The sequence below is a fragment of the Rhodococcus globerulus genome (assembly GCF_019334125.1).
Classification (GTDB): Bacteria; Actinomycetota; Actinomycetes; order Mycobacteriales; family Mycobacteriaceae; genus Rhodococcus_F; species Rhodococcus_F globerula.
The window spans coordinates 1135001-1151543 of the sequence record NZ_CP079698.1 but is presented as its reverse complement, the minus strand read 5'-3'; the positions used below and the strand labels follow the sequence as shown (position 1 = coordinate 1151543).

General features: G+C 62.2%; 15 protein-coding genes. 12 read left to right on the top strand and 3 right to left on the bottom strand.

The window, feature by feature from the left end; all coding sequences use genetic code 11:
• Positions 1 to 7: 7 nt before the first annotated feature.
• From argC to KYT97_RS05090, 10 genes are all read left to right on the top strand, one after another.
• On the top strand, positions 8 to 1063 hold the full coding sequence (gene argC / locus KYT97_RS05135; RefSeq protein ID WP_116101328.1) for an N-acetyl-gamma-glutamyl-phosphate reductase: 1056 nt from the start codon (positions 8 to 10) through the stop codon (positions 1061 to 1063).
• Complete coding sequence (argJ, locus tag KYT97_RS05130; RefSeq protein WP_425332398.1) at positions 1060 to 2319, top strand: bifunctional glutamate N-acetyltransferase/amino-acid acetyltransferase ArgJ; 1260 nt, start codon at positions 1060 to 1062, stop codon at positions 2317 to 2319. Before argC ends, argJ begins: the two co-directional genes overlap by 4 nt.
• Positions 2316 to 3233 (top strand): acetylglutamate kinase, encoded by a 918-nt coding sequence (argB, locus tag KYT97_RS05125; protein ID WP_219111868.1) that lies wholly within the window; start codon positions 2316 to 2318, stop codon positions 3231 to 3233. The genes argJ and argB overlap by 4 nt, the downstream gene beginning before the upstream one ends.
• Positions 3230 to 4429, top strand: coding sequence for an acetylornithine transaminase (locus KYT97_RS05120; RefSeq protein ID WP_219111867.1), 1200 nt, complete (start codon positions 3230 to 3232; stop codon positions 4427 to 4429). Before argB ends, KYT97_RS05120 begins: the two co-directional genes overlap by 4 nt.
• A 5-nt stretch (positions 4430 to 4434) precedes the next feature.
• The gene (gene argF, locus KYT97_RS05115) at positions 4435 to 5373 is read left to right on the top strand and encodes an ornithine carbamoyltransferase (RefSeq protein WP_219111866.1); all 939 of its coding nucleotides are present in this window, start codon (positions 4435 to 4437) and stop codon (positions 5371 to 5373) included.
• A complete protein-coding gene (locus KYT97_RS05110; protein WP_033230782.1) occupies positions 5370 to 5849 on the top strand; it encodes an arginine repressor in 480 nt (159 codons plus the stop codon). Before argF ends, KYT97_RS05110 begins: the two co-directional genes overlap by 4 nt.
• Positions 5850 to 5896: 47 nt before the next feature.
• The gene (locus KYT97_RS05105; RefSeq protein WP_033230781.1) at positions 5897 to 7096 is read left to right on the top strand and encodes an argininosuccinate synthase; all 1200 of its coding nucleotides are present in this window, start codon (positions 5897 to 5899) and stop codon (positions 7094 to 7096) included.
• A gap of 3 nt (positions 7097 to 7099) precedes the next feature.
• A complete protein-coding gene (gene argH / locus KYT97_RS05100; RefSeq protein ID WP_045069978.1) occupies positions 7100 to 8542 on the top strand; it encodes an argininosuccinate lyase in 1443 nt (480 codons plus the stop codon).
• Positions 8543 to 8686: 144 nt separating this feature from the next.
• Positions 8687 to 11668 (top strand): acyl-CoA synthetase, encoded by a 2982-nt coding sequence (locus KYT97_RS05095; protein WP_219111865.1) that lies wholly within the window; start codon positions 8687 to 8689, stop codon positions 11666 to 11668.
• 60 nt (positions 11669 to 11728) lie between these two features.
• Complete coding sequence (locus KYT97_RS05090) at positions 11729 to 11935, top strand: Trm112 family protein (protein ID WP_033230778.1); 207 nt, start codon at positions 11729 to 11731, stop codon at positions 11933 to 11935.
• Here the strand turns inward: KYT97_RS05090 and KYT97_RS05085 are convergent.
• Genes KYT97_RS05085 through KYT97_RS05075 form a run of 3 tightly spaced genes read right to left on the bottom strand, consistent with a single transcriptional unit; the run spans position 11932 to position 14023 of the window.
• Positions 11932 to 12540 (bottom strand): TetR/AcrR family transcriptional regulator, encoded by a 609-nt coding sequence (locus KYT97_RS05085; RefSeq protein WP_116101325.1) that lies wholly within the window; start codon positions 12538 to 12540, stop codon positions 11932 to 11934. The genes KYT97_RS05090 and KYT97_RS05085 overlap by 4 nt on opposite strands.
• Positions 12537 to 13292 (bottom strand): ABC transporter permease, encoded by a 756-nt coding sequence (locus KYT97_RS05080; protein ID WP_033230776.1) that lies wholly within the window; start codon positions 13290 to 13292, stop codon positions 12537 to 12539. The genes KYT97_RS05085 and KYT97_RS05080 overlap by 4 nt, the downstream gene beginning before the upstream one ends.
• Positions 13289 to 14023, bottom strand: coding sequence for an ABC transporter ATP-binding protein (locus tag KYT97_RS05075; protein WP_141484360.1), 735 nt, complete (start codon positions 14021 to 14023; stop codon positions 13289 to 13291). The genes KYT97_RS05080 and KYT97_RS05075 overlap by 4 nt, the downstream gene beginning before the upstream one ends.
• Before the next feature lie 84 nt (positions 14024 to 14107).
• Here KYT97_RS05075 and KYT97_RS05070 point away from each other — a divergent pair, with 84 nt between their 5' ends.
• Together KYT97_RS05070 and tyrS are read left to right on the top strand one after the other, a co-directional pair.
• Positions 14108 to 14719 (top strand): DNA-3-methyladenine glycosylase, encoded by a 612-nt coding sequence (locus tag KYT97_RS05070; RefSeq protein ID WP_219111864.1) that lies wholly within the window; start codon positions 14108 to 14110, stop codon positions 14717 to 14719.
• A 19-nt stretch (positions 14720 to 14738) separates the two neighbouring features.
• Positions 14739 to 16016 carry a tyrosine--tRNA ligase gene (tyrS, locus tag KYT97_RS05065; RefSeq protein ID WP_095886398.1) on the top strand — a complete coding sequence of 426 codons (1278 nt, stop codon included), beginning with the start codon at positions 14739 to 14741 and terminating at the stop codon, positions 16014 to 16016.
• Positions 16017 to 16543: the final 527 nt, after the last annotated feature.

The window sequence follows — 16543 nt, the reverse complement described above, 5'->3', positions numbered from 1 at the left end:
GATGTGTATGACTGAGGAGATACGCAAGCCGATCAGAGTCGCCGTCGCCGGTGCCAGTGGGTATGCCGGTGGTGAGGTTCTGCGTCTGCTTCTCGGACACCCCTCGTACGCCGACGGCAGCCTGGTGATCGGTTCGCTGACTGCCGGTGGAAACGCGGGTTCGACGCTCGGCGAGCATCACCCCCACCTTCTTCCGCTGTCGGCTCGGGTTCTGGAAGAGACCACGGTTGACATCCTGGCCGGGCATGACGTGGTGTTCCTGGGCCTTCCGCACGGAAACTCCGCGCAGTATGCCAAGGCGCTGCCCGAGTCGACGGTCATCATCGACTGCGGCGCGGACTTCCGGCTTCAGGACGGCGCGTTGTGGGAAAAGTTCTACAAGAGCCCGCATGCCGGAACGTGGCCGTACGGTCTTCCCGAATTACCCGGCAACCGTGAGAAGTTGATGGGCGCAACGCGTATCGCCGTACCGGGTTGCTACCCGACGGCCGCAAGTCTTGCCTTGGCACCCGCGGTTGCGGCCGGAATTGTCGGCTCGCACGTCAATGTTGTTGCCGTGAGCGGCACTTCGGGCGCCGGCCGGGCTCCCAAGGCTGATTTGCTCGGCTCCGAGGTGATGGGTTCGGCCCGTGCATACGGTGTCGGCGGCGTGCATCGCCACACTCCCGAGATCATCCAGAATCTGAAAGCTGCAGGCGGACAGGACATCAGCGTGTCGTTCACGCCCGTCCTCGCTCCCATGCCGCGCGGCATACTCGCAACCTGCACTGCCGCCACCACGGCGACCGAAGCGCAGGCGCGGGAAGTATACGAAAACGCCTACAAGGACGAGCCGTTCATCCATGTGCTGCCTGCCGGTGTCTTCCCGCAGACCGGCGCAGTGATCGGGTCCAACGCAGTACAGATCGGTATCGCCGTTGACAGCGACGCCGGTCAGCTCGTTGTGATTTCAGCAATCGACAATCTCACCAAGGGCACGGCCGGTGGCGCAGTGCAATCGATGAACCTTGCCCTTGGTCTACCCGAGACCGCAGGTCTCTCTACCGTGGGAGTAGCTCCGTGAGCACCGACAATCCGCAGCAGATCGACGGCGCAACCGAATCCGACGTCAAGCACGTCGCCGGGGGCCGCCTGCTGCGCACTCAGGGTGTGACGGCACCTGCCGGATTCCGCGGCGCCGGAATTGCCGCCGGTATCAAGAAGAGTGGCAAGTCCGACCTCGCGCTGGTGCTGAACGAAGGACCTGATCTTGCGGCCGCGGGCGTGTTCACCCTCAACAAGGTGAAGGCTGCGCCGGTTTTGTGGTCGCAGCAGGTGCTCACGACGGGCAAGCTGCGCGCAGTTGTGCTCAACTCCGGCGGTGCCAATGCATGCACCGGTGCCGGTGGATTTCAGGACGCGCACAAGACCGCCGAGGAAGTGGCGTCGGCGCTGAGCAACTGGGGCACCGAGACGGGCGCGATCGAGGTTGCCGTGTGTTCCACCGGACTTATCGGTGACCGGCTGCCGATGGACAAGCTGCTTCCCGGTGTCACCGAAGTAGTGCACGAACTTGCGGGCGGTATTTCCGGTGGTACGGACGCGGCGTACGCGATAATGACCACCGACACCGTGCCGAAGCAGGCGTCGCTGCACCACGCAAACAAGTGGAATGTCGGCGGCATGGCAAAGGGTGCAGGCATGCTCGCGCCCGCATTGGCGACGATGCTGTGTGTCGTCACGACCGATGCCGTTGCGACCGCTGAGCAGCTCGACACCGCGTTGCGCGCCGCAACCCACCTGAGTTTCGATCGCCTCGATGTCGACGGTGCCACGTCGACCAACGACACCGTGCTGTTGCTCGCGTCCGGTGCCAGTGGTGTTGCCCCCAGCCAGGACGAATTGAACGCTGCAGTGTTGGCAGTATGCGACGACCTCGCCGATCAGATGATGGCCGACGCCGAGGGTGTCACCAAGCGTGTGAAGGTGACGGTTCGCGGTGCGGCCTCCGAGTCCGACGCGCTGATCGGTGCTCGGACCATCGCGCGTGACAGCCTGGTCAAGACCGCGCTGTTCGGTTCCGATCCCAACTGGGGACGCGTCCTTGCTGCCGTCGGTATCGCGCCCATCGAACTCGATCCCGATCGAATCAGCGTGTCCTTCAACGGAAGTCCCGTCTGCATTGACGGCGTCGGTGCGCCGGGCGCGCGCGATGTCGATCTCAGTGGCATCGACATCGAACTCGATATCAACCTCGGGATCGGCGACGAGTCCGTGACGATTCGCACGACGGACCTGTCGCACGCGTACGTCGAAGAGAACTCGGCGTACTCCTCATGACCGATCTGTTGAGTTCGATCAGCGAACATCAGAAGGCACACGTCCTGGCCGGAGCGTTGCCGTGGCTACAGCGTTTCCGCGACAAGATCGTTGTCGTCAAATACGGCGGCAATGCGATGGTCGACGACGAACTCAAGACGGCGTTTGCCGCGGACATGGCGTTTCTGCGTACCGTCGGCATTCACCCCGTTGTGGTTCACGGCGGTGGACCGCAAATCAATGCCATGCTGGCCCGCCTGGGCATGAAGGGCGAGTTTCGTGGTGGATTCCGGGTCACGACACCGGAAGTCATGGACGTCGTCCGTATGGTGCTCTTCGGTCAGGTGGGCCGTGAGCTCGTCGGACTGATCAACGCGCACGGACCGTACGCTGTCGGAATTTCCGGCGAAGACGCCCACCTGTTCACAGCGACGCGTCGTACCGTTGCAGTGGAAGGCGAGCAGACCGATATCGGCCTGGTTGGCGACGTCACCACGGTCAACCCCGACGCGGTGCTTGATCTCATTGCGGCAGGACGCATTCCGGTGGTGTCGACAATCGCTCCCGACGTGGACGGCGTTGTTCACAACATCAATGCGGATACGGCTGCAGCGGCCTTGGCCGAAGCGATCGGTGCGGAGAAGCTGGTTGTTCTGACCGATGTCGAAGGGCTGTACACGGATTGGCCGGACCGCTCCTCGCTCGCGAGCGAAATCGACACCGACGCATTGGCACAGCTTCTGCCGAGTCTCGACGCGGGCATGGTGCCGAAGATGGAGGCCTGCCTGCGCGCTGTGCGAGGCGGAGTTCCGTCGGCGCACGTGATCGACGGACGGCTTGCGCATTCCGTTCTACTCGAACTTTTCACAGGTGAGGGCATCGGCACGATGGTTGTGCCCGGAGCCGACATCACCGAGCAGGGAGCCAACTCATGAGCACGATCGAATTGCAGCAGCGGTGGTCCGCTTCGCTGATGAACAACTACGGTGTACCTCGGGTAGCTCTCGTACGCGGCGAAGGCGCCGTTCTCACCGATGCCGAAGGTAAGCAGTACGTCGATTTCCTCGCCGGCATTGCCGTCAACATTCTCGGTCATGCGCATCCCGCAATCATCGAGGCTGTGACGGATCAGCTGTCGACCCTCGGGCACGTCTCCAACCTGTATGCGAGCGAGCCTGTCATCGAATTGGCAGAGCAGTTGCTCGGACATCTGGGCAATGTGTCCGGTCGGGCGTTTTTCTGCAACTCGGGTACCGAGGCCAACGAAGCCGCCTTCAAGCTCGCCCGCGCCACGGGACGCAAGAAGATCATCTCCGCCGAGAACTCCTTCCATGGCCGGACGATGGGTGCCTTGGCACTGACCGGTCAGCCGGCCAAGCGGGCGCCGTTCGAACCGATGCCTGCCGGCGTCGAATTCGTTCCCTACGGCGATATCGAGGCTCTCGACCGGGCTGTCGATTCCGATACCGCAGCAGTGTTCCTCGAACCGATCATGGGTGAAAGCGGCGTTGTCGTGCCGCCGGAGGGATACCTGGTCGAAGCTCGCCGGATCACGGCGGAGCGGGGCACTCTGCTGGTACTGGACGAGGTGCAGACCGGTATCGGCCGGACCGGCTGGTTCTACGCTCATCAGGCTGTCGGCATCGTTCCGGACGTCATCACTCTCGCGAAGGGGCTCGGCGGCGGAATGCCGATCGGCGCCTGCATTGCGACCGGCGCTGCGGCAGAGCTGTTCGGTCCCGGAAAACACGGGACGACGTTCGGTGGCAACCCGGTGTGCGCTGCGGCGGCACTTGCCGTGCTGAAGACCGTTGCGGACGAAGACCTGATCTCGCGCGCAGACAGCCTGGGCAAGTCCATCACCGCAGGCATCGAAGAACTGGGCCATCCGCTGGTCGACTACGTCCGCGGTTCCGGACTTCTGCTCGGTGTGGTGCTGACGCAGGACGTTGCGCCCGCAGTGGAAAATGCAGCACGTGAAGCCGGGTATCTTGTGAATGCAGCGAATCCCGGAGTCATCCGGTTGGCACCGCCGCTGATCCTCACCGACGAGCAGGCCGAGGCGTTTGTGGCGGCACTACCTGCCATTTTCGATCACGCATTATCGGCTGATCAGCCGGGGGAGAAGTGACTACCATGGTGAAACACTTTCTCAGGGACGACGATCTGACTCCTGCGCAGCAGGCCGAGGTCCTTGCCCTGGCTGCCGAGCTCAAGAAGAATCCGTTTTCGCGTCGCCCACTCGAGGGGCCGCGCGGCGTCGGAGTGATCTTCGAGAAGAACTCGACCCGCACGAGGTTCTCCTTCGAGATGGGCATCGCACAGATGGGCGGCCACGCCGTTGTCGTCGACGGTCGGAGCACGCAGCTCGGCCGCGAGGAGACATTGGCCGACACGGGACGCGTCCTCTCCCGTTACGTCGAAGCCGTGGTGTGGCGCACGTTCGGCCAGAAGCGCTTGGAGCAGATGGCAACGGGCGCAACGATTCCCATCGTCAACGCACTCTCCGACGAGTTCCATCCGTGTCAGGTCCTTGCGGATCTGCAGACGCTGGCCGAGCACAAGGGTGATTTGAAGGGTCTGAACCTCACCTACCTCGGTGACGGTGCAAACAACATGGCGCACTCGCTGATGCTCGGCGGCGTCACGGCCGGCATCAACGTCACGATCTGCGGTCCGGAGGGCTTCGAACCGGCACAGTGGATTCTCGACGCGGCACGTAAGCGGGCCGAGGAAACCGGCGCCACGATCACGGTTACCCGGGATCCGCAGAAAGCTGCCGCTGGTGCAGATGCACTCGTCACCGACGCGTGGACGTCGATGGGTCAGGAAAACGACGGTCTCGACCGGGTCGGTCCCTTCCGTCCGTACCAGATCAATGCCGACCTGCTGGCACTCGCCGACCCCAAGGCCGTTGTCCTGCACTGCCTTCCCGCACATCGAGGGGAAGAGGTCACCGACGAGGTGCTCGACGGCCCACAGAGTGTTGTGTGGGACGAGGCCGAGAACCGCTTGCATGCGCAGAAGGCCCTTTTGGTCTGGCTGCTCGAGCAGAGAACCGCAGGCGCGGCGTGAGCATCGCTCCTACTCGGGCCGGTCGCCAGTCGCGCATCATCGCGCTGCTGGCGGCGCACCCGGTTCGCAGTCAGACGGAACTTGCGTCGCTGCTGGGAGAAGAAGGCATCGAGGCGACACAAGCAACGCTCTCGCGTGACCTCGAAGAGCTGGGAGCGGTGAAACTCCGGGCAGCGGACGGCGGCGCTGGTGTGTATGTGGTGCCCGAGGACGGTAACCCCGTACGCGGTGTGTCAGGTGGTACTGATCGTCTGTCGCGACTGCTCGGAGAGCTGTTGGTGTCCACGGACTCCAGCGGAAACATGGCGGTACTCCGGACACCACCGGGGGCTGCGCACTACCTGGCGAGTGCACTTGATCGTGCCTCGCTGACCGATATCGTGGGGACTATCGCGGGGGATGACACCATCTTCGTGATGGCCCGGGAACCGCTTTCCGGAGCGGAACTCAGCGCCATGATCGAATCCCTCGCCTGACCCCTTATTCTTGATAGAAGATTTTCAACCGAAGGAGCACACACACCATGGCCGATCGCGTCGTACTCGCCTACTCAGGCGGGCTGGACACCTCTGTTGCCATCAGTTGGATCGGTAAGGAGACGGGCGCTGAAGTTGTCGCCGTCGCCATCGATCTGGGACAGGGCGGCGAGGACATGGAGGTCGTGCGCCAGCGCGCACTCGACTGCGGCGCAGTCGAATCCGTTGTCGTCGACGCTCGTGACGAGTTCGCGGACGAGTACTGCCTGCCCACCATCCAGGCCAACGCCCTGTACATGGATCGCTACCCGCTCGTGTCCGCGATCAGCCGTCCGCTGATCGTCAAGCACATCGTCGAAGCCGCACGCTCGCACGGCGGAACCATCGTCTCGCACGGTTGCACCGGCAAGGGCAACGACCAGGTTCGCTTCGAGGTCGGCTTCGGCGCCCTCGCGCCCGACCTCTCGGTCATCGCACCGGTTCGTGACTACGCGTGGACCCGCGAAAAGGCAATCGCCTTCGCGGAAGAGAACAACATCCCGATCAACGTGTCCAAGAAGTCGCCGTTCTCGATCGACCAGAACGTCTGGGGCCGCGCCGTCGAAACCGGATTCCTCGAGGATCTGTGGAACGCGCCCACCAAGGACGTCTACGACTACACCGAGGATCCGACGGCCAACTGGAACGCACCCGACGAGCTGATCATCAGCTTCGACAAGGGTCGCCCGGTTGCCATCGACGGCCGTCCGGTCTCCGTCCTCGAAGCCATCCAGGAACTGAACCGCCGCGCCGGCGCTCAGGGAGTCGGCCGTCTCGACGTCGTCGAGGACCGCCTCGTGGGCATCAAGAGCCGCGAGATCTACGAAGCTCCCGGTGCGATGGTGCTCATCACCGCTCACCAGGAACTCGAGCACGTCACCCTCGAACGCGAACTCGGTCGCTACAAGCGTCAGATGGAGCAGCGTTGGTCCGAGCTGGTCTACGACGGCCTGTGGTTCTCCCCGCTCAAGGATGCTCTCGACACGTTTGTGGAGAAGACGCAGGAACGCGTCACCGGCGACATCCGTCTCTTCCTGCACGGTGGAGCCATCACGGTCAACGGCCGTCGTAGCCCCGAGTCGCTGTACGACTTCAACCTCGCAACGTACGACGAGGGCGACAGCTTCGACCAGTCCGCATCGAAGGGCTTCGTCGAGATCCACGGTCTGTCGTCGAAGGTCGCCGCGAAGCGCGATCTGGGTCTGTAAAGAATGACTGCGCACGGTGTCGGAGACGCCCAAAAACACGGCACTAATGAAGGCGCGTTGTGGGGCGGGCGGTTCGAATCCGGACCGGCCGCCGCCATGGCGGCCCTGAGTAAGTCGACTCACTTCGACTGGGTTCTGGCTCCGTACGACGTGCGGGCGTCGCAGGCTCATGCTCGCGTGCTGAACAAGGCCGGTCTCCTCAGCGAAGCCGACCTTGCCACCATGCTCGACGGTTTGGAGCGCCTCGCCGCTGACGTCGCAAGTGGTGTCTTCGGGCCCAGCGAGTCCGACGAGGACGTGCACGGCGCACTCGAGCGCGGCTTGATCGAACGAGTCGGTCCCGAGGTCGGTGGGCGTCTGCGTGCCGGCCGTTCGCGCAACGACCAGGTGGCGACGCTGTTCCGTATGTGGCTCCGTGATGCGGTGCGCCGCGTTGCGGACGGAGTGCTCGACGTCGTCGACGCTCTTGCCACTCAGGCAGCTGCACATCCGGACGCAGTCATGCCGGGTAAGACGCACCTGCAGGCCGCTCAGCCCGTGTTGCTCGCGCATCACCTCCTGGCACATGCACATCCGTTGTTGCGTGACGTTGCGCGTCTGCGTGACTTCGACGTGCGAGCTGCGGTGTCCCCGTACGGTTCCGGCGCGCTCGCCGGTTCCTCGCTCGGGCTCGACCCCGAAGCCATTGCGGCAGAACTGAAGTTCGACAGCTCGGCGGAGAACTCGATCGATGCCACGGCGTCGCGCGACTTCGCTGCCGAGGCTGCGTTCGTGTTGGCGATGATCGGCGTCGACCTGTCGAGGATGGCCGAAGAGGTCATCATCTGGAGTACACCGGAATTCGGCTACATCACGCTCGCCGACGCGTGGTCGACCGGATCGTCGATCATGCCGCAGAAAAAGAACCCGGATGTTTCCGAGCTCACGCGCGGTAAGTCGGGTCGTCTGATCGGCAACCTCACGGGATTGTTGGCGACGCTCAAGGCGCAGCCCTTGGCGTACAACCGCGATCTGCAAGAGGACAAGGAACCGGTCTTCGATTCGGTTGCGCAACTCGAAATGTTGCTCCCGGCCATCACCGGCCTGGTGCAGACCCTCGAGTTCCACACCGAGCGCATGGCGGAGTTGGCTCCGGCCGGCTTCACACTGGCCACCGACATCGCGGAATGGATGGTTCGTCAGGGCGTTCCGTTCCGTGTCGCACATGAGGCCGCGGGCGCGTGTGTGCGTGTCGCCGAGGCTCGCGGCGTTGGACTCGAGGATCTGACCGACGAGGAACTGGCCGGAGTCGACGCGTCGTTGACGCCTGCTGTTCGGGAAGTGCTGACCGTCGAGGGCTCCATCGCCTCACGCAACGCACGTGGCGGAACCGCAGGTGTCCGGGTGGCCGAGCAACTGAACGGCGTACGCACGCTGGCTCAGTCGCTGCGAGAGTGGCCCCTCTAAATCAGTCATCGGTTGTCGGTGTTGTCGTACGCGGTCAGAGAGGATTTTTCCTCACTGGCCGCGTACGTGTTCTCGGGGGCAGTAGGCTTGTTTAGCTCGACACGAATGCGACAGAGTTTTTGACGCGAGTTACTTGGGAGTGAAATGGTGGGATTGAATTCCAAGTCGGTGCTGGGTCCGCTTCGGCGGGTGGTCGCGACAGCGCAGAACGGCCTGGAGGTTGTTCGTCTGGGTGGACTCGAGACGGATCTGACAACCTCGCCGTTCGAGAGCGTCGAACGTGCGCCGATGTACCGTCTGCGGCGGTATTTTCCCGACACCGATCCAGGGGAGACCGGTCCGCCGATCGTATTGGTCCCGCCGATGATGATGTCGGCCGGTGTGTACGACGTGACGCGCGATCAGGGGGCAGTCGGCATCCTGCACGAGATGGGACTTGATCCGTGGGTGGTCGACTTCGGTGAACCTGACGCACAGGATGGTGGCTGGGGCCGTAATCTTGCAGACCACATCATCGCGCTCAGTGAGATCGTCGATCACGTTCATCGGCATACCGGCAAAGACGTTCATCTGTCCGGGTATTCGCAGGGCGGAATGTTCGCCTACCAAGCTGCGGCATATCGGCAGAGCCGAAACATCGCCAGTCTCATCACTTTCGGAAGTCCCGTCGACACACTTGCGGCGCTCCCATTCGGTATTCCGGCCGGGATAGCCACGTGGGGAGCAGACTTCCTCGCGGATCACGTCTTCAACAGGCTGGCGGTCACGGGGTGGATGGCCCGGACAGGCTTCCAATTGCTCGATCCCGTCAAGACGCTCAAGTCGCGTGTCGACTTCCTACTGCAACTTCACGATCGTGAGGCACTCCTGCCGCGCGAACAGCAACGACGCTTCCTGGCGACGGAGGGATGGGTCGGCTGGTCCGGGCCCGCTGTTGCCGAACTGCTCAAGCAGTTTGTCGTGCACAACCGGATGATGTCCGGCGGGTTTGTCATCAAGGATCAAGCGGTGACGCTTGCGTCGATCACCTGTCCCGTTCTGGCATTTGTCGGCGAGGTCGACGACATCGGGCAGCCCCAAGCGGTCCGCGGGATCACGCAGGCAGCGCCGCGAGCTGACGTCTACGAATCAACCTTGCGCGCTGGTCATTTCGGCCTGGTCGTTGGTTCCGTCGCCGCAAATCACACGTGGCCGACAACAGGCGAGTTCGTGCAGTGGATCGAGCAGGGCGGAACACGGCCGGCACGCGTCGAGCGCATGCCGCAGGGCCCGTACCCCGAGGACGAGACCGGGGTGTCGATGAGCAATCGGATCATTCACACCGTGGCCTCGGTAGCCGAGGTCGGCGTCGGCGTGACCAAGGGCATCAGCGATCTGGCCAGCGGAGCATTGCGCGGGACTTTCGAATTGTCCGGCGAGGCTGCTCGGGCTCTGCCCAGGTTGGCCAGGCTCAATCAGATTCAGCCGCACACCAAGATTTCGCTCAGTGCGCTCTTGGCCGAGCAGCGCCGTAAGGCTCCGGCAGGGGAGTGCTTCCTCTTCGACAACCGGGTCCATACCTACGAAGCCGTCAACATCCGCATCGACAACGTTGTTCGCGGTTTGATTTCGGTTGGAGTGCGCCCGGCAGCGCACGTCGGCATTCTCATGGAGACCCGGCCGAGTGCACTCGCTGCTATCGCCGCGCTGTCGCGACTCGGAGCTGTTGCAGTCATGCTCCCACCGGGCGGCGACATTGCGACGGCGGTGAAACTCGGAAATGTCGATCGGATTATCACCGATCCGGAAAACGTTCAGGAAGTGCTCGCAGCTGGGCGTCCGGTACTGGTACTCGGCGGCGGTGACGCGCGTGGGTTGAGCGTGGATTCCGCGCACGACGTCATCGATCTCGAGCAGATCGACCCGACGACGGTCAGTCTGCCGGGTTGGTACAGGCCTGATCCGGGGATTGCGCGCGAACTTGCCTTCATCATCTTCGCGGAATCCGGTGGCCGACTCGAAGCCAAGCAGATTACCAACTACCGGTGGGCGTTGTCGGCATTCGGTACGGCCTCGGCTGCCGACCTCGACCGGGGCGATACCGTGTATTGCCTTGCGCCGCTCCATCATTCGTCAAGTTTGCTGGCGACAATCGGCGGCGCAATGGCAGGTGGCAGCCGGATCGCGCTGTCGAGGGGGCTGGACCCGGCTCGATTTGTCGAGGAGATCCATCGCTACGGCGTCACCGTGGTGAGCTACACGTGGTCGATGATGCGCCAGATTCTCGACGAGGATCTTCTCCTGCTCGACGGTACTCATCCCGTTCGGTTGTTCATCGGATCCGGAATGCCGCCGGGGCTGTGGAAGCGCACCACCGAGGCGTTCGATCCTGCTCAGATCCTCGAGTTCTACGCCTCAACCGAAGGTGACGTGATCCTCGCGAATGTGGCCGGATCGAAGATCGGGTGCAAAGGGCGTCCGTTGCCCGGTAGTGCGCGGGTGCGACTTGCGGCATACGACCCGCTCAGCGGCCGGATCCTCGAGAACGAGGACGGGTTTGTCCGCGAGTGCGCCGACGACGAGGTCGGGTTGTTGCTGGGTCGTGCAGGATTCAATGCCGATCTGTCCGGTGGTGCCATGCGCGGACTCTTCGAGGCCGGAGATTCCTGGATACCCACTGAAAACCTGTTCCGCCGTGATTCCGACGGCGACTACTGGCTGGTCGACCACAAGAACACGGTGATCTCGACTGTGCGTGGACCCGTCTTCACCGCTCCGATCGTCGACGCACTGTCGAGTGTCTCGCGGGTGGACCTTGCGGTGGCGTACGCGGTAGGTGAGGCACCGTTCCAGTTGGCTGTCGCCGCGGTGACCTGTTTGCCCGGCCGCAATTTCCGTGCCGCAGAACTCGCCGAGACGTTGGATCACCTCGACTTCGATGCGCGTCCTGACATCGTGCACGTGGTCGACGAGATCGCCGTTGGATCGTCGTTCCGGCCCAATCCCGCCGTGCTCGCAGCGGCCGGGCTTCCGGCTCCGGGACCGCGGACCTGGTATCTCGACTCCGAAACCCAGTCGTACAAGCGGCTGACCAAGGCAGTTGCGGCGCAATTGATGCCAACCAGGATGGGTACGGGTTCGCGGTGAGTATCGGCTCAGCAGGTAGCCTGAACCTGATCGGTTCGTGTTCGGTTCGAGAGGATAAACGTGGCTATTGATTCGACGTTGCTCAGCATTTTGGCCTGCCCGCAAGACAAGGGTCCACTGCTGTTGGTCGGGGACGAGCTGCTCTACAACCCTCGTCTGCGACGCGCATACCCGATCGAAAACGGTATCCCGGTATTGCTGATCGACGAAGCGCGCGATGTTGCAGACGACGAGCACGAGAAGTTGCTCGCGAAGGCAGAAGGTTAGATCGGTAGTTCGCCGGTAAGGTACCGCTGGAGGTTCGGAGCTACCAGCGGTACCAACGCGTCGACGCTCAGCGATTTCAGCGGTTCAAGCTCGAGAATGTAGCGAGTGACCAGGAGTCCAGCGATCTGCGACGCCACCAATTCGGCTCGAATAATTCCTGTCCCGGCCGGTGAATCCACCCGCGGGATGATGTCCCGCAGGACGATGTTCAGAAGGAAGCTCTGAATCAGTCGGGTTCCCTCGCCGGAAATGGCCGAGCGAAATGCGGCGAGAATGGCGGCCTGATGCTCCGATTCCCACACGCCGAGGACGGCAGTCAACAGGCTCGTACCCAGTTGGTCGCTTGTCGACGAATGAACCGGGGCCAGAACCTTCTTCGGATCCAGCGGTAGGGCGATTGCGGCGGTGAACAGTTGCTCCTTGCTGCCGAAGTAGTGATGTATCAGGGCCGGATCGACTTGGGCTTCGGTTGCGATGGCGCGGACCGTGGTTCGTGCAAATCCGTTTTGTGAGAATGCGCGTCTGGCGCTCGCGAGGATCTGCGTCCGGGTCTCGGACTTTCCCGGCCGCCGCCCCGGCCGCAACGGTATGTTGTTGCTGCTCATGGGGTTCGGCGGTCCAGCGTTGCAGCGGCTAGTGTGAGAGCGGCCGCGGCAAAGAGAGCCATCACCGCGAGGTCGCGCCACATTTGGCCGGTGGCATCGGCGTGTATCGATACCTGCTGAAGTGCGTCGACGGCGTAACTCAGAGGTAGGACGTTGCTGATCCATTCGAGCCAAGTCGGTAGCTGGTCGCGCGGAACCAGGAGTCCGCAGAGGAACAGCTGTGGAACCACGACCACCGGCATGAACTGAACGGCTTGGAACTCGGTCTTTGCGAAAGCGCTGGCCAACAGACCGAGCGCCACTCCGAGGATTGCGCCCAGTACGGCGATGACTATCACCCAGCCGAGGCTTCCGGCGATAGTGAGACCCAGAAACCCGAAGGCAACGGCACACGCGAGGGCCGCCTGGGCCGCAGCCGACAACGAAAACGCCGCGGCATATCCAGCGAGAAGGTCAAGTTTGCCCATCGGGGTGGTGAGTAGTCGCTCGAGGGTTCCGGAACTGCGCTCACGCTGCATTGCTATGGAAGTGACCAGGAACATCACGACAAAAGGCAAGATCCCGAGCATAGTGATGGCGACCCGTTGAAACAGCGGTACTGCGCCTGGCGCTGTCGGGACGTCGACGTAGAGGAAGTAGAGCAGGATCATCAACAGCGACGGAACCAACAAGATCATGGCAACTGTGCGGCGGTCCTGACGCAGTTGCATGAGAATGCGAACTGTCGTTGCTCCGAAGATGGTGACACTCATGATATTTCGCCTCCCACCGGCGAGGTACGGATGAGTTCCAGGAACGCGTCTTCGAGGCGTTCGCACCTGGTCTTCGCGCGAAGTTCGTCGGGCGTGAGTTGCGCAAGGAGGAAGCCGTCGCGCATCAGTATCAGTTCGGCGCAATGATCTGCTTCGTCCATGACGTGACTGGAGATCAACAGGGTAGTTCCGCCCTTGGCAAGTTCAGCGAATCTCTCCCAGAGTTCAACTCGAAGGACGGGGTCGAGTCCGACGGTCGGCTCGTCGAGAACCAGCAGATCGGGATCGGCAACCAAAGCACAGGCCAGTGACACGCGTCCGATCTGTCCGCCGGACAGGTCTGCGCTGATCTGGTCCGCGTAGCGAGTGAGCCCGACCGCGTCGATTGCGGTCCGAACATCGGCACCGGACTTTCCGTACAGCGATCCGAAGTACTGGACGTTGCGGGTGACAGTCAGGTCGCCGTAGACGCTGGGGGATTGGGTGACGTAGCCGACGCGTCGACGCAGTGCCGGTGTTCCGGCTTGATCACCGAGAACTCGTACGTCGCCGCTCTTGACGATCTGAGTTCCGACTATCGCTCGCATCAGTGTTGTCTTGCCGCAACCAGACGGGCCTAGTAGTCCGGTGACGGATCCGGCGGATACTTGCAGATCAATGGAGTGGAGAACCTCCTGCTTTCCACGGATGACGGTGAGTCCTCGGATGTCGATGGCAGGTGCTGTGGTCACGGTGAACCTCGATTCCGTTAATTCATCACATGTTGAATTGTGAAACCGGACGCGCCCCAGCGTCAAGGGGAAAGGCACAATCGAATGGTGAGCATCAAGCAGTTGGCGAGCGTGACTTCTCCGCTGGAGGCGGGACTGATCATTCTCGGTTCGACACTGTCAGTAGACGACGTCAGCTTTCGGATCGTCGAAGTGGAGGCATACGGCGGGGAGAAGGACGGACCGTGGCCGGACCCGGCAGCACATTCCTATCGGGGGCGGACGCCGCGTAATCGGGTGATGTTCGAGCGCGCAGGTTTGCTGTACGTGTACCGCAGCTACGGGATGCATTTCTGCATGAACATCTCGTACGGTCCGGCCGGAGTGGCCGGTGGAGTACTCCTCCGCGCAGCAGAGGTCGAAGCCGGCCACGATGTTGTCTCCGGCCGTCGTTCACCGGATCGTCCGCCCCGCGATTGGGCGCGCGGACCGGGAAATCTCGGGTCCGCAGCAGGAATTACGTTGGCGGACAACGGGGCTGATGTCTTCGATCGGGATTCACGAATTCGACTGGACCTGAGCGAGTCGGACAACTGGGTAGCGGGGCCCCGGGTCGGTGTCAGCTCGGCAGCGGAGATCCCGTGGCGGCTGTGGATTCCTGATTCGCCGGCGGTGTCGGCCTACCGTCGAAGCCCGCGAGCGCCCGCCCTTTCGTGAGGGTGGGATGATCGAGCCCGTGACTGAGAATATTCTCGACGAACTGACCTGGCGTGGGCTCATCGCCCAATCAACTGATCTCGACGCTCTGCGTAAGGATCTCGAGGCCGGACCGGTCACGCTCTATGCGGGGTTCGACCCCACAGGGCCGAGCCTGCACGCCGGACATTTGGTTCCTCTTCTTGCGCTCAAGCGTTTTCAGCGTGCCGGTAACCGCCCGATCGTTCTTGCCGGTGGCGCAACCGGTCTGATCGGCGACCCCCGCGACGTCGGGGAACGCACGATGAACTCGGCCGATACCGTCGCTGACTGGGCCGGACGAATCCGCGGCCAACTCGAACGATTTGTGGACTTCGACGATTCTCCGACCAGCGCCGTCATCGAGAACAACATGAACTGGACCGGCAATATGTCGGCCATCGACTTCTTGCGCGACGTAGGCAAACACTTCTCGGTGAATGTCATGCTCGCGCGTGACACCGTCAAGCGTCGTCTCGAATCCGACGGAATGTCGTACACCGAGTTCAGCTACATGCTGCTCCAGGCAAACGACTACCTGCACCTCCGACGCGATCTTGGCTGCACCTTGCAGGTGGGTGGCTCGGATCAGTGGGGCAACATCATCGCCGGCGTCGAACTCAACCGTCGCGTGGATGGCGAAAGTGTCCATGCGATGACCGTCCCGCTGGTGACCTCGGCTGACGGAAAGAAGTTCGGTAAGTCGACCGGCGGCGGCAGCCTGTGGCTCGATCCGGAAATGACCAGCCCGTACGCCTGGTACCAGTACTTCGTGAACACCGGCGACGCCGATGTCATCAAGTACTTGCGTTGGTTCACGTTCCTGAGTGCAGAGGAATTGGCAGAACTCGAGACTGCTACCGCAGAACGCCCGCATGCTCGAGAGGCACAGAAGCGTCTTGCGGCGGAGATGACGACATTGGTTCACGGCGAGCACAACACACGGTCAGTGGAGTTGGCCAGCCAGGCACTGTTCGGAAAAGCTGAGCTGACGGAGCTCGACGAATCCACTCTGGCCGCTGCGTTGAAGGAAGCCTCGGTCAGTGAACTGGCACCGGGGGAGCCGCGGACGATCGTCGACCTTCTTGTCGCCAGCGGATTATGCGAAAGCAAGGGCGCTGCTCGGCGCGCTGTGAAGGAGGGTGGCGCATCGGTGAACAACCAGAAGGTGTCAGCTGAGGACTGGGAGCCGGCCGTCACGGATCTCCTACACGGCAGCTGGTTGGTTGTACGACGCGGAAAGCGCAACTTTGCCGGCGTGAAAGTACTGGCGAACTGACGTGTGTGGGGTCACAGTTGCCTAAAGTGACTCCTGAGCCCGCTGGTGGCTCGCCTGCAAGCGAGCTACCAGCGGATTTAACACAATGATCATCCGCGACCTGGGAGTTTGACGCTCCGTTTTCCGTCGCGTAACTTTATCCAAGTCAGAGCGACACGGACACCAACCCCGACCGAGAGGCCGGGGACACGCGGTAGGACGAAGTCGGAGACAAGCACTTGCATCGGGAACTTGCTTCCCGGTGGTGCATAAGCTAAGATTGTAACCCTTGCCCCGGAGCATTCGACACTGGTTGATGCGAAGGTGTGCACGTGTTCTTTGAGAACTCAACAGTGTGTCGATGAATGTCAGTGCCAAATTATTTGGTACTTCACATGTCGAATGATGTTCCGGGCCTTCGGGTTTCGGTTCTGATGTTCGGGGTGTGAGTATTTTTCGTCGGTGATTGTTCATTCTTCCGTCTGAATGGTTGCCGACATATTTTTTGCTAGTTGAGTTTTTTTGCTAGTGATTTGACTCTTTTTGTC

What these genes read in the sequence shown, in the direction of transcription:
- argC (WP_116101328.1), top strand. Translation starts at nt 8, where the DNA reads ATGACTGAGGAGATACGCAAGCCGATCAGAGTCGCCGTCGCCGGTGCC.
- argB (WP_219111868.1), top strand. Translation starts at nt 2,316, where the DNA reads ATGACCGATCTGTTGAGTTCGATCAGCGAACATCAGAAGGCACACGTC.
- KYT97_RS05120 (WP_219111867.1), top strand. Translation starts at nt 3,230, where the DNA reads ATGAGCACGATCGAATTGCAGCAGCGGTGGTCCGCTTCGCTGATGAAC.
- argF (WP_219111866.1), top strand. Translation starts at nt 4,435, where the DNA reads ATGGTGAAACACTTTCTCAGGGACGACGATCTGACTCCTGCGCAGCAG.
- KYT97_RS05105 (WP_033230781.1), top strand. Translation starts at nt 5,897, where the DNA reads ATGGCCGATCGCGTCGTACTCGCCTACTCAGGCGGGCTGGACACCTCT.
- argH (WP_045069978.1), top strand. Translation starts at nt 7,100, where the DNA reads ATGACTGCGCACGGTGTCGGAGACGCCCAAAAACACGGCACTAATGAA.
- KYT97_RS05095 (WP_219111865.1), top strand. Translation starts at nt 8,687, where the DNA reads ATGGTGGGATTGAATTCCAAGTCGGTGCTGGGTCCGCTTCGGCGGGTG.
- KYT97_RS05085 (WP_116101325.1), bottom strand. Translation starts at nt 12,540, where the DNA reads ATGAGCAGCAACAACATACCGTTGCGGCCGGGGCGGCGGCCGGGAAAG.
- KYT97_RS05080 (WP_033230776.1), bottom strand. Translation starts at nt 13,292, where the DNA reads ATGAGTGTCACCATCTTCGGAGCAACGACAGTTCGCATTCTCATGCAA.
- KYT97_RS05070 (WP_219111864.1), top strand. Translation starts at nt 14,108, where the DNA reads ATGGTGAGCATCAAGCAGTTGGCGAGCGTGACTTCTCCGCTGGAGGCG.